This window comes from Novosphingobium sp. TK46, assembly GCF_055361525.1.
In genome coordinates this window covers 908564-921557 of record NZ_CM143963.1, presented here as the reverse complement: position 1 = coordinate 921557, position 12994 = coordinate 908564, and the positions used below count along the sequence as shown (strand labels likewise).

The 12994-nt window shown below is 63.8% G+C and carries 7 protein-coding genes; 6 read left to right on the top strand and 1 reads right to left on the bottom strand.

The features are described from left to right. Positions 1 to 58: 58 nt before the first annotated feature. Positions 59 to 2515, bottom strand: coding sequence for a zinc-dependent metalloprotease (locus tag ACXJ1Z_RS04245; protein ID WP_463779782.1), 2457 nt, complete (start codon positions 2513 to 2515; stop codon positions 59 to 61). Between the two features lie 601 nt (positions 2516 to 3116). Here ACXJ1Z_RS04245 and ACXJ1Z_RS04240 point away from each other — a divergent pair. The 6 genes from ACXJ1Z_RS04240 (at position 3117) to kdpA (ending at position 12981) form a co-directional block, all read left to right on the top strand. Beyond that, positions 3117 to 6011: a TonB-dependent receptor plug domain-containing protein gene (locus ACXJ1Z_RS04240; RefSeq protein WP_463779780.1), complete on the top strand. Its 2895-nt coding sequence runs from the start codon at positions 3117 to 3119 to the stop codon at positions 6009 to 6011. A 23-nt stretch (positions 6012 to 6034) separates the two neighbouring features. Then, entirely contained in the window at positions 6035 to 7639 is a 1605-nt protein-coding gene (locus tag ACXJ1Z_RS04235) for an amidohydrolase (RefSeq protein ID WP_463779778.1), read from the top strand. Beyond that, entirely contained in the window at positions 7636 to 9243 is a 1608-nt protein-coding gene (locus ACXJ1Z_RS04230) for an amidohydrolase (RefSeq protein WP_463779777.1), read from the top strand. Before ACXJ1Z_RS04235 ends, ACXJ1Z_RS04230 begins: the two co-directional genes overlap by 4 nt. A gap of 90 nt (positions 9244 to 9333) precedes the next feature. Continuing rightward, positions 9334 to 10575, top strand: a complete 1242-nt coding sequence (locus ACXJ1Z_RS04225; RefSeq protein ID WP_463779774.1) for a D-amino acid dehydrogenase — start codon at positions 9334 to 9336, stop codon at positions 10573 to 10575. A gap of 599 nt (positions 10576 to 11174) precedes the next feature. After that, positions 11175 to 11264, top strand: a complete 90-nt coding sequence (kdpF, locus tag ACXJ1Z_RS04220; RefSeq protein WP_463779773.1) for a K(+)-transporting ATPase subunit F — start codon at positions 11175 to 11177, stop codon at positions 11262 to 11264. A gap of 13 nt (positions 11265 to 11277) precedes the next feature. Next, positions 11278 to 12981, top strand: a complete 1704-nt coding sequence (kdpA, locus tag ACXJ1Z_RS04215; protein WP_463779771.1) for a potassium-transporting ATPase subunit KdpA — start codon at positions 11278 to 11280, stop codon at positions 12979 to 12981. Positions 12982 to 12994: the final 13 nt, after the last annotated feature.

The window sequence follows — 12994 nt, the reverse complement described above, 5'->3', positions numbered from 1 at the left end:
CTTCGATCATTCTGGCCGATTGTTGACGATTTCGAAAGCGGAACGCGCGCGGAGCGCATCAATTCAGCGGCGTGTCGAACCAGCCCGTCTCGCCGCCGATGGGCATGCCCGCCGGGATTTCGGGCTTGGGCCGCCGCTGCTTGTCGATCTCTGCCCCCAGGCGGTCGGGATCAGAGAGCGTCGCGGCGGTGGCGATCTGCCACAAGGCATCTTCGCTGCCGCCCCTGGCCTTGGCAAAGCCGCGCGCGGTTTCCTGCAGATAACCGCCCAGGATCGCCGCGACATCCGCCGGCGTGGTCGGGTCGCGCTGCGCCGAGGCAATGGCAAGCAGCGTGGTTTGCGCGATCCGCCGCCCCACCGCGCCCTGCCTCGCGGCGATTACCGGGCCTAGCCGTTCCAGCAACGTCGTGACGCCGGGTTGGGCGGGATCGTAGGCATGCTGGATCTGCAATCGCGTCAGGCGCGTGGGTGCCAGCAGACTGTTCAGCGTCACTTGCGCCCCGACTTGCGCGGCTACCAGCGGATCGAATACCGCCGCGCCGGCACCGAGCAGAACCTCGGGCTCCGCCTCGGGATCGGTACGCGCGCTGGTGCCGCTCGACAGTATCAGCGTCAGAGTGGCCGGCACGGTCAGCTGCGTTTCGGACAGGGTCGCCACCATCGCATAGAGCGCGGCGGTCTGCTCGGCGGCAGGAACCGGGGACGGCGCCGGGCGACCATCGCCGGCGATTGCGTAGTCATAGCGGACGCCGCCCACCAGCTTGCCGGTCGCGTCCACCGAATAGCGGTGGAACAGCCAGATCGGCACGAACTTGCGCCGCAGGTTCGCCAGCGGCTCGCCCGCCAGCAGAACCTTCGGACCGAACCCATCCAGCGCGATCCGCCGCACTTGCATGGTATGGGCAAGATCCTCGGGCGTGTCCTGCCCTTCGGTCCACATATTGACCCCGGGCACGGCCAGGTCGGCCGCGCGTCCATCGATATCGGTGCCATAGATCAGGCCCGCCTTCTGGACCGCGTCGACCTTGGCGGCGGCCGCGGCATCCGGATCGACGCCCGGCGCGGGCTGGCCATAGAGCCAGTCGACGGTGAACTTGTCCCATTTGCCGATGCCGCCGGCATAGGCGTCACCCAGGTCCAGCCGGCCGTCGACGATCCCGACCTTTGGACCGGGATAGTCCATCACCGATGCGCGATCCTGCAGGCTCGCCTTGAAATTGTGCACGAACCCGATCGCATGGCCGACCTCGTGCGCGCCCAGTTGACTGATGCGGGTGAGCGCGACGCGGACCGGATCGTTCGGACCGCCCGAATTGTTCTGCGCGGTGCCGACCAACCCTTCGAAGATCGTGATGTCCTGCCGCACCCGCAGCGCGCCCAGCACGACGTTGCCCTTGATGATCTCGCCCGTGCGCGGATCGATCACGCCGCCGCCATAGGACCAGCTGCGGTTCTGGCGATCGGTCCAGTTCACCACGTTATAGCGCACGTCCTGCGGATCGACACCGGGCGGCAGGATTTCGGCGCGAAACGCATCGATGAAGCCGGCGGCGTCGAAGGCATCGGCCCACCACTGCACACCTGTGGCCAGCGCGGATCGGATCGGTTCGGGCGCGGCGCTGTCGATGTAGAAGACGATCGGTTTCTTGACCGTCGAACGCGCGGCGCTGGGGTCGGTCTTCTCGAGCCGGAAGTGATTGGCATATTCGACCAGCATCGGCGTGCCGAGCGGGGTGCCGAAATCGTAGGACTGGGTCGCATGGCTGCCCGAACGGATGTCGAACCGGCGCGGCACGAAGCCCGGTTCGGGCAGTGCGACCAACGAGGAGTGGACGGTGAAACTGACGTTGCGCCCTTCCGGTGCGATGATGTCGAGTTCCTTGCCGGCCTTGTTGGCGGTGAAGGTCTGTACCGCCTCCATCTCGACGTTGCGGGGGAACACCTTGACCGAGCCCACATCGACCGCGCTGAGCTTCTCCGCCAGTCTGTAACCCTTGTCCCCTTCTCCGAACGCGGCGCCCAGGTTCATCGCATCGCTCAGCAACAGCGGCGTGAAGTCGACCTTTATCGGCCCGTTCGGCGAAGCCGGACCGACGATGTCGAGCATGGCGACGGTACTGAAGGGAAAGCTTGCCGTCGCCCCCTTGCGCACGCCGGCATCGCCGGTGGCGCGATAGCGCGGGTTCTCGAAGACGGCCGCGACTTTTCCGCCCATCCGGCGGAAAGCCAGCACCTTGGTATCGCCCTGCATGCCGCGATCGATGCGGATGGCGGCAGAGCCGAGCCCCGTCTTCATCGCCTGAGTAAAGAGATAGCGACCTGACACGCCATCTGTGTCGGCGGGCGGCAGGACAAGGAAAACCTTACCTGTGTCCGCATCGGTTTCCGCCGACAGCAACGCACCATCCGCCGATGCTGCCACCCGCGAGGGCGCGGCAGATGCCTGGGAGCCTGAAGCGATCGCATACGCGGATGCGGCGGTAAGCAAGAATCCGATACGACCGAATGGCGACATGATGGATGAACCCCTTTTTGCCCGATGATCGCGATCCGCCGATCGGCTGGTTCGCATTGTCACTAGGGTACAGACAAGTGTCCGCAGCATCCCCTCTCATATCCGAAATAATTGCCACCGCCCTTATGGATTTCAGCACTATCCCGACGCTTTATGTAGATTTCGCGCGCGGGTCTTGGATCAGACCATTGAACGTTCAAGATCCTAAGCCGTCTACTTAGGAGAATGCGAATCACGGTGAGGCCATTTGGACGGATCAAGCCCCGGTAATACTGCGAGATTGAGATTCCTGCGTGTGGCGGATCAACGACAGGATAATGCATCATAGCGAAGGCAATTTAGCGCCATATTACGTGAGATCGCCCAGTCACTTGCGGTTAAGATCGTAAGCGTTCGGTAGCTGCACCGCGGGGCACAATCAGCGGGCTTATCGGACGGGTGGTTCCTTCGCATGTCGCAGGGACAATGGCGGTCAGTTCTCCACTCGATCAACGCGAAGGCCGATAACACGGCCTCCGGCGGCGTGAGCGGCTGACCACTCACCATCCAATCAGGGACAGGACGCCTGCGGCACTGGGGTTCAGCCGGAGGAATTGAAGCGATGCACGACGCCGTTCAAGAAAGTCCCGCCGCGGGTGCCCGCCTTGCAAAGGTGTCTGCCCGTCATCGCCTCATCCTGCTTGCCTCGGCTGCATGCCTGCTCGCCGGCCATTCGGCATTCGCGCAGGACACCGCGGCTCCGGCGAGTGACGACAAGAGCATGGCGGACGAGCCGATGGCTGATCTGGTCGTTACCGGATCGCGCATCGTGCGCGACGGCTACAGCGCCCCCACGCCGGTAGCCGTCCTGGGCGAAGCCGACATCGCCGCACAGGCGCCGGCCAACATCTCGGACTTCGTCAACCAGCTCCCCGCGATCGCCGGCAGCGGGACCTCGGCCTCGAATTCGGGCGGCCTGTCGAACGCAGGTGCGGGCATCAACTCGATCGGCCTGCGTGGACTGGGCGTCGGCCGCACGCTGGTGCTGATCGACGGGCAACGCTCCGTGCCCTCGACCGTTGGCGGCACGGTCGACATCAACACCATCCCGCAGGATCTCGTGAAGCGTGTCGAAGTGGTCACCGGCGGCGCTTCCGCGGCCTACGGCTCGGACGCGGTGGGCGGAGTCGTGAACTTCATCCTCGACACCGGCTACAAGGGCGTGAAGCTTTCGACCGACGCCGGCCTCACCACCTACGGCGACGGCTTCAACTACCGCATCGCCGGCACCGCCGGACTATCGCTGCTGGACGACCGGCTGCACTCGCTCACCAGCGTGTCGTGGTTCCACCAGAACCGCGAGGAAGGCATCGATCGCGACTGGAACGACAGCGGCTATTTCCAGATCAACAACCCGGCCTACAACGGCACCAACGGCGCGCCGCAGCGCCTGGTCGGCAGCGGCATCGGACCCTCGGGCTACACCGCGGGCGGCCTGATCACTGCGGGGCCGTTGCGTGGCACGTACTTCCAGAATGCCGGCCAGACCTCGCAACTGAACTTTGGTACCATCTCCAATCCCTGGATGATCGGCGGCGACTATCAGACTACGCTCGCCGGGCATGTCAGCACCAACACCCTGATCCCGCTGGACGAGCGCTTGAGCATTTTCCAGCGTCTGGGCTTCGACCTGACGCCGGACATCGAGATCTTCGGCCAGTTCTCGTTCAACCGCTCGGAAAGCGCGAGCTCATATCAACAGACGCCTAGCACCGGTGTCGTGATCCGGTCCGATAACGCCTACCTGCAGAGCCAGTATCCGCAGGTCGCCGCGCAGCTCGCGGCGCGCGGGCTGCCTTCGATCACCATCGGAACCTCGAACGCTGGCTTCCCGATCCCGGGCAGCGACATCAAGCGCAAGGTCTATCGCCTGGTCGGTGGCGCCAAGGGCAACCTCAATCTGTTCGACAAGTCGTTCGCCTGGGACGCCTACTACCAGAAGGGCGTGACCAAGGCCCGCGAGGAGCTGACCAACACCTGGAACAACGCGCGCATGGCGCTTGCCCAGGATGCCGTGGCCGGTCCCGGCGGCAGCGTCGTATGCCGCTCGACCCTCACCAGCCCGGGGAACGGTTGCATGCCCATCGACCGTCTGGGTCTGGAGGGCCCGTCGCAGGAGGCACTGAACTACATCTATTACGACGGCTTCCAGCCGTTGCGGCATCAGACCATCAAGCAGGATGTCGCCGCCGCCACGATCTCGGGCAAGGCTTTCGCCCTGCCCGCCGGTGAAGTCGCCTTCGCCACGGGCGTCGAGTGGCGGCGTGAGCAGATCAGCGGCGATGTCGATCCGATCCACAACTCAGGCTGGCTTTACGGCAACTTTCGCGTGAATCAGGGCAAGTACGACGTGTACGAGGGCTTCTTGGAAGTCGACGTGCCGATCATCGACGGCATGAACGTCAACGGCGCGGCGCGCGGCACGCACTATTCAACCTCGGGCTGGGTCGGCACCTGGAAGGTGGGTGCCAGCTGGCAAGTCATCGATGACGTGCGGCTGCGCGGCAACATCAGCCACGACATCCGCGCGCCCAACCTAGAAGAGCTGTTCGCCGCCGGCACCGCGCGCACCAATTCGGTCATCATCCCTACCGGCGCGAATGCGCCGGCTACCGGATCGCTGCAGTTCGTGCAGAACGCGTTCGGCAATCCCGATCTGAAGCCCGAAGCGGCGGACAGCTGGACAGTAGGCGGTGTCGTAACGCCCACCTTCCTGCCCGGCTTCAGCCTCTCGGTCGATTACTACAAGATCCGCATCAAGGACGCGATCGGATCGATAACCGCGCAGCAGACGGTGGACTTGTGCTATGATCAGGGCGTCGCCTCGTATTGCCCCAACATCAAGTTCGTAAGCGGCGCCCTCAGCACCATCGACCTGACGCCGATCAACTTCGCTACGCAGAAAACCAGCGGTATCGATATCGAGGCAAGCTACAGCATGCCTGTGGGTCCGGGTAACCTGCGCCTGCACGGACAAGCGACGCACTACATCAAGAACGTGCTGGACGACGGTATCAGCTTCCCGGTCGATTACGCAGGCGTGCTGACGAACACCACATATGCGTCGCCCGATTGGGTCTATCGCATCAGCGCGTTCTACGAAGTCGATCCGATGACCTTCAACCTGGTCGCCCGTGGCTTCACGGATGGCGTGTATGGCAACGACTGGATCTCGTGCGACGCTAACTGCCCAGCGAGCACGCCGCAATTTCGCACGATCAATGACAACCACATCAACGGTGCGACCTACTTCGACGCATCTGTCGATTTCAAGTTCCCGGCGATGAGCGGAACCGGGCACTTCACCTTCGTCGTCAACAACGTGTTGAACAAGGATCCAGTGCTCGTCGGCAACGGGCCGGATGGCAACAACGTGCCCGCTTATCCGCAGACCAACCGCAGCCGGTACGACGTGCTGGGCCGCTCCTTCCGCGTCGTCGCCAAAGTCGAGTTCTGAAGTTGAGAGGAATTTACAAAGCCATGAGGAAATCCATCCGCACTGCGTTTGCCCTGTCGCTTGCGTCAGCCGCTTCGTTGTCCCCGATTGCCATCGCGCCCGCTCATGCCGAAGCCCCGCAGGCATTCAAGGATGAGGTCGCCAGGGAGGTCGAGAAGCAGCGCAAACAGATCCAGGTCATGGTCGACCAGATCTTCAGCTATGGCGAACCCGGCTTCCAGGAAGTGCGCACGTCCGAGTACCTGCAGGGCATCCTGAAGAAGAACGGCTTCACCGTCGTCAGCGGCGTGGCCGGCATCCCCACCGCGTTCACCGCCACCTGGGGCAAAGGCGGCCCCAAGATCGCGTTGGGCAGCGATATCGACGACGTGCTGGGCGTGTCGCAGATGCCGGGCGTGCCCTACCTCAAGCCGATGGTCGATGGCGCACCGGGGCATGGCGAAGGCCACAACTCGGGCATGCCGCTGATGGTGGCGGCCGCGATCGCGGCCAAGACGGTGATGACCCGCCACGGCATCCAAGGGCAGCTGATGCTGTGGCCGGGCGTGGCCGAGGAACTGCTTGCGACCAAGGCCTATTACGTGCGCGCCGGCCTGTTCAAGGACGTCGACGCCACGATCTTCGCCCACGTCAGTTCGGATTTCACCACCGGCTATGGCGAGATGGGCAACAACGGCATGGTCTCGGTCGAGTACACGTTCAAGGGCAAGACCGCGCACTCGGCCGGCCAGCCCTGGGAAGGCCGCAGCGCGCTCGACGCGGTCGAGATCATGGATGTCGCCTGGAACTTCCGGCGCGAGCACCTGCCCCTCACCCAGCGCTCGCACATGATCATCACCAACGGTGGCGGCCAGCCCAACGTCGTGCCCGACAAGGCGAGCATCTGGTACTACTTCCGCGAGCGCACGTTCGATACGATCCGCTCGCTCTATGCGACCGGCAATGACATCGCCAAGGCCGCAGCGTTGGCGACCGGCACCACCGTCACCCAGAAGACGCTGGGCTATGCCGCGCCCAATTTCGGCAACAAGCCACTGGCCGAAGCTGCTTATGCCAACATCAAGGCCGTTGGCATGCCCGCCTGGAGTGCGGACGACCAGGCTTTCGCCAAAGCCGCGCAAACCTATAACGAACGCAAGATCGAGCCGCTGCGCGACAAGGTGGAGGAGCTTTCCACGCCGGAATCGCGCAAACCGTCGACCGGTGGCGGCTCGGACGACATCGGCGACATCATGTGGGCGGTCCCCACCATCACCGTGCGCTATCCCTCCAACATCCCCAACATGATCGGCCACAACTCCACCTCGGCGATCGCGATGGCGACGCCAATCGCGCACAAGGGGGTGGAAGCGGGCGCCAAGGCAGTGGCGATGACGGTGCTCGACCTCATGACGACGCCGCAGCTTGTCACCGACGCCAAGGCCTACTTCAACGACGTCCAGCTCAAGACCGCCAAGTACGACCCGGTGCTCACGCCCGAGGATCAGCCCGCGATCTGGCTGAACGAGCGCAATATGACCCTCTATCGACCGTTGATGGAGAAGTACTACTACAACCCCGTCAAGTACGGCACATACCTGCAACAGCTGGGCATCAAATATCCGATGCTCGACGGACCGTCCAAGTGAGCGCGACGGTGCGGCTCAGACACGCCCTGCTCGCCGCGCTGGCGGCGGCGCTGACGCCGATCCCCGCCCAGGCCGCAGCCGACCCCGCGCTCAAACAGGAAGCCGCGGCGGCAGTCGAGGCGCAGCGCAAGCAGATCCAGGTCATGATCGACCAGATCTTCAGCTACGCCGAGCCTGGCTTCCAGGAGCAGAAGACCAGCGACTACCTGGTCGGCATCCTCGAGAAGAACGGCTTCACCGTGACGCGAGGAGTCGCCGGCGTCCCCACCGCCTTCACCGCGACCTGGGGCAAGGGCGGTCCCAAGATCGCGCTGGGCAGTGACATCGACGGCTTGCTCGGCGTGTCGCAGACGCCCGGCACACCGCAGCTGAAGCCGCTGACCGAAGGAACGCCCGGGCATGGCGAAGGTCACAATTCCGGCATGCCGCTGATGGTGGCCGCAGCGATCGCGGCCAAGCAAGTGATGCAGCGCCACGGCCTCGAAGGGCGGCTGATGCTGTGGCCAGGTGTCGCCGAGGAGCTGCTGGCGACCAAGGCCTATTACGTGCGCGCCGGCTTGTTCAAGGATGTCGATGCTTCGATCTTCGCGCATGTCGGCACCGGGTTCGGCACTGGCTGGGGCGATCTGGGCCTGAACGGCATGATCTCGGTCGAATACACCTTCAACGGCAAGACCGCGCACTCGGCCGCGATGCCTTGGGAAGGACGCAGCGCGCTCGATGCGGTGGAACTGATGGACGTGATGTGGAACTTCCGGCGCGAGCATCTGCCGCTCAGCCAGCGTTCTCACAACGTCATCACCGATGGTGGCGGTCAGCCCAACGTGGTCCCGGCCAAGGCGACCGATTGGTATTACTTTCGCGACCGCGACTTCAAGTCGCTGCGCAACCTCTACGAAGTCGGCAACCAGATCGCCGATGCCGCCGCGCTCGCCACCGGCACCACCGTCAGCCGCAAGGTGCTAGGCTATGCCGCGCCCAATTATGCCAACAAGCCGCTGGCCGAGGCGCTCTACGCGAACATCGAAGCGGTGGGACCGCCGCAATGGTCCGCCGCAGACCAGGCATTCGCCCATGCGGTGCAGGAGACGAACCACCTCAAGGTAGAGGCACTGCCGGACAAGGTAGCGCCGCTTTCCACGCCGGAATTGCGCGGCTCGGCAGCGTTCGGCGCCTCGGACGACATCGGCGACGTGATGTGGGCGGTTCCCACGGTGACGATCTCCTACCCGTCCAACATCCCCAACGTCATCTTTCACCATGCGACGGCTGCGATGGCGATGGCGACGCCGATCGCGCACAAGGGTGCCACCGTGGGTGCCAAGGCCGTCGCGATGACGATCCTCGACCTCGTCACCACACCCCGGCTGATAAGCGAAGCAAAGGGATGGTTCCGCGACGTTCAGCTGAAGGAACAGGCTTACGATCCACTGATCGCGGCCACCGACATGCCCGCCATCGATCGCGACGCGCGCGCCATGGCGCAACTGCGCCCTGCGATGCAGGCGCAGTATTACGACCCGGACAAGTACGACACATACCTGAAGCAACTCGGGATCGACTACGAGGCTTCGGGTCGCGAAACTTCCGGCGCGGGCCACTAACCCGGTGCCCACCGGCCGGGGCGCGCAGACACCCGAGAACTGCCCCGGCCGGTTTTTGTATTGGCACATTCCCCATGGAGGCAACCAGACATGGCTCGGATCATCATCATCGGTGCCGGCATCACGGGCGTCACCTCGGCCTATGCCCTGCAGCAGCGCGGGCACGAGGTCACCGTGATCGACCGCAACCGCTATGCCGCAATGGAAACGTCCTTCGCCAATGGTGGCCAGCTTTCGGCCAGCAATGCGGAAGTCTGGAATTCGATGGCGACGATCAACAAGGGACTTCGCTGGATCTTTCGCGCCGATGCGCCGCTGCTGTTCAATCCGAAACCCTCCTACCACAAGTATTCGTGGATGGCCGAGTTCATGGGCGCGATCACAGGTCATGCCGTCAACACTGTCGCCACCACCAGGCTCGCCATCGCGGCGCGACGCCATCTGTTCGCAATCGCCAAGCGCGAGGCGATCGATTTCGACCTGTCCCGTTGCGGCATCCTGCACTTCTATCGCCACCCGGCAACCCTGGATCAGGCAAGGCGCGGCAATGCGCTGTTGCGCGAAGGCGGACTGGAGCGTGACGAGGTTTCGCCCGCAGACATCAAACGCATCGAACCGTCGCTGCAGGGTGAATTCTGTGGCGGATTCTTCACGCCATCGGATTCCACCGGCGACATCCACAAGTTCACCAGCGGCCTTGCCGCCGCCTGCGCGCGCGACGGTGCGCGCTTCATGCTGGGCGGAGAGGTATCGCGCATCCAGCTAGGGACCCGCAACGTCTTGGTCGACCTGCGAATGGGCGCATCCGATACGCAAGTCGAAGGCGACGCCGTATTGATCTGTGCCGGTGTCGCAAGCCGCAAGCTGGCGGCGATGCTGGGCGACCGAATCAATATCTATCCGGTCAAGGGGTACTCCATCACCGTCCATCTGAACGACGAACTCAGTCGCACGGCCGCCCCGCAAGTCAGCCTGCTGGACGAGGATGCCAAGATCGTCACCAGCCGACTCGGTGCTGATCGCTTCCGTGTCGCGGGTACCGCGGAGTTCAACGGCTTCAATCGTGACATCCGTGAAGATCGGATCCGTCCGCTGCTTGACTGGAGCAAACAGCATTTCCCCGACATGTGCACGCGTCAAGTCGTCTCGTGGGCTGGCCTGCGTCCCATGACGCCAACCATGATGCCGTTCGTCGGTGCGGGCAGACACCCCCGGGCATTCTATAATACCGGACACGGTCACCTGGGGTGGACGCTTTCGGCGGCGACGGCCGAACTGGTCGGCGATCACATCGACAAAGCCCAGCTTGACGTCGCCAGATCTCCCGCCTGATCGTCCAACCTGATGGCGATATCAGGCGCATCGAACCATTGCCGATCCGTCGATGCTATCCATTCTCGTCTTTGACGTGGGACATCGATCCAATCTGTCCCAGGCATCACCGAGCCGCTATTCAGCTGCTCTCGGCGACGTGGTCATCCGCGTTGAGCGAGGCGCAAAAACATACGCCGCCTATATGCGAAACTTCGTAATCGCTCTCGAATTCACATAGTTTCCCGGCCTACTTGCTGACCCTCGACGACTTCGGACCTTGATCGAAGTCATGCCAGGGAGGCATCGATGCAGCTTTTCCATCCAGCAATCACAGTCACTGTGAACAATTCCTCACCACGACATGGGATTGCACCAGCAAATCCTTATCGTTGTGGACAACAGCAGGCTTATTCTGGGACTGGCACATCTTACCGGTCGCGCAGTCCTGGCGTCGCAAGGATCGGCAGACAGATCGCCGACTGCTGCGGCAGTGATTCGGGCTCTCTTCAGCTGCGGCAAGTCTGATGGAAGACCTGCTGTGGATCCTCGTCACCGTCGGGCTGGTGGCGGCGACGCTCGCCTATGCCCGGCTGTGCGACAACACTTGAGGTGATGGCATGACCCTGGACCTCTGGCTCGCCGCGATCACCGCATTCGGCCTTCTGGCCTACCTCGTGGCGGTGCTCATCCGCCCCGAACGCTTCTGAAGGGAGCGCACCCATGACACTTCAGGGCTGGTTCCTGATCCTTGGCTTCGTGGCCATCCTGCTGGTGCTGACCAAGCCGGTCGGCACTTGGCTTTTCGCGCTCTACGAGGGGCGGCGCACGCCGCTTCATGTCGTACTCGGCCCGGTCGAGCGCGGCTTCTACAAGCTGTCCGGCATCGATCCGGCGCAAGAGCAGGGCTGGCGGCGCTATGCCGTGCACATGCTGCTGTTCAACGCGGGCCTGATGCTGTTCACCTTCGCGGTGCTGCGCCTGCAGGGCGTGCTTCCGGGCAACCCGCAGGGGTTGGCCGGCTTGTCACCGCACTTGGCGTTCAACACCGCCGTCAGCTTCACCACCAACACCAACTGGCAGAGCTATGGCGGGGAATCGACGATGTCGAACCTCAGCCAGATGCTGGGCCTGACCATTCACAACTTCCTGTCGGCCGCGACCGGCATCGCACTCGCCTTCGCGCTGTTCCGTGGTTTTGCGCGGCGTGAGATGAAGACGATCGGCAACTTCTGGGCCGACATGACGCGGGTCACGCTTTACCTGCTGCTGCCGCTCTGCATCGCCTACACCGTGTTCCTGATCGCCTCGGGCGTGCCGCAGACGCTGGCCGGCGTGGTCGATGTCTCGACGCTTGAGGGCGTGAAGCAGTCGATCCTGCTGGGCCCGGTGGCGTCGCAGGAAGCGATCAAGATGCTCGGCACCAACGGGGGCGGCTTCTTCAACGCCAACTCCGCGCATCCTTTCGAGAACCCGACCGCGCTGACCAATCTGGTGCAGATGCTGTCGATCTTCGTGATCGGCTTCGGGCTGACCTGGACGTTCGGCAAGGCGGTGGGCAACACCCGCCAGGGCTGGGCAATTCTGTCGGCCATGCTGGTGCTGTTCCTCGCCGGCGTGACGGTCACGTACTGGCAGGAGGCTGCGGGCAACCCGATCGTCCACCACCTGGGCGTCGCGGGCGGCAACATGGAGGGCAAGGAAGTGCGCTTCGGCATCGCCGCCAGCGCGCTGTTCTCGGTCGTTACCACGGCGGCGTCGTGCGGCGCGGTCAATGCCATGCACGACAGCTTCACCGCGCTCGGCGGCATGATCCCGCTATTCAACATTCAGCTGGGCGAAGTCGTCATCGGCGGCGTCGGTGCAGGCATTTACGGGTTCCTGCTGTTCGCCATCCTCGCCGTGTTCGTCGCCGGGCTGATGGTCGGGCGCACGCCCGAGTACGTCGGCAAGAAGATCGAGAGCCGCGAGGTTAAGCTCGCGGTGCTGGCGATCGCGGTGCTGCCGCTGATGATCCTGGGCCTGACCGCCGTTTCCAGCGTGCTGGAACAGGGCCTGGCCGGACCGCTCAACAAGGGGCCGCATGGCTTCTCGGAGATCCTCTACGCCTTCACCAGCGCTGTGGGGAACAACGGCTCCGCGTTCGCCGGGCTGACCGCCAACACGCCGTACTACAACGGGCTGCTGGGTGTGGCGATGTGGTTCGGACGGTTCTTCATCATCGTGCCGATGCTGGCGATCGCCGGGGGCCTCGCCGCCAAGAAGTACGTGCCCGAGAGTGCCGGTTCCTTCCCCACTACCGGAGCGCTGTGGATCGGGCTGCTCGTGGGCATCGTGCTGATCGTCGGCGGCCTAACTTTCCTGCCAGGCCTCGCGCTTGGTCCTATCGCCGATCATCTCGCGATGATCCGCGGCCAACTGTTCTGACAGGGGCGCCATC